This window comes from Amycolatopsis sp. SID8362, from assembly GCF_010550475.1.
GTDB lineage: Bacteria > Actinomycetota > Actinomycetes > Mycobacteriales > Pseudonocardiaceae > Amycolatopsis > Amycolatopsis eburnea.
In genome coordinates, this window is record NZ_JAAGNB010000373.1 from 1 (window position 1) to 648 (window position 648).

Here is a 648-nt window from a genome sequence, read left to right on the forward strand (position 1 = left end):
GACGGCGCGTCCAACGGGCTGACCGCCCCGAACGGCCCCTCGCAGGAACGCGTCATCCGCGCGGCGCTCGAGAGCGCCGGGCTGACCCCCGCCGACGTCGACGCCGTCGAAGCGCACGGCACCGCCACCACGCTCGGCGACCCCATCGAGGCGCGGGCCCTGCTGGCGACCTACGGCCGGGACCGCGATGGCGGCCGGCCGCTGTGGCTGGGCTCGATCAAGTCGAACATGGGCCACACGCAGGCCGCCGCCGGCGTCGCCGGGGTGATGAAGATGGTGCTGGCCATGCGGCACGGCCTGCTGCCGGAGAGCCTGCACGTCGACGCGCCCTCGCCCGAGGTCGACTGGTCCGCCGGCGCGGTCGCCCTGCTGACCGGGCCGACGCCGTGGCCCGAGACCGGCCGGCCCCGCCGCGCGGGCGTCTCCTCCTTCGGCATCAGCGGGACCAACGCCCACGTCGTCCTGGAGCAGGCGCCCACCGAAGAACCGGCGGATCGGGTCACGCCCACCACTGGGCCCCGCTCGTGGCTGCTTTCGGGTACCAGCGCGGACTCGCTGCGCGCGCAGGCGGGCCGTCTTCTGTCCTTTGTGGACGAACACGGCGAGGCGTCCGAGCTGGACGTCGCCGCCGCGCTCGCCACGACCCGC

Annotated in this window: 1 protein-coding gene; it reads left to right on the plus strand. The window is 75.6% G+C overall.

Features of this window, described 5'->3' with window-relative positions; translation table 11 throughout:
* Window positions 1–648 (plus strand): type I polyketide synthase (locus G3I65_RS11990; RefSeq protein ID WP_160696169.1); only part of this gene is annotated, 648 nt, incomplete at both ends.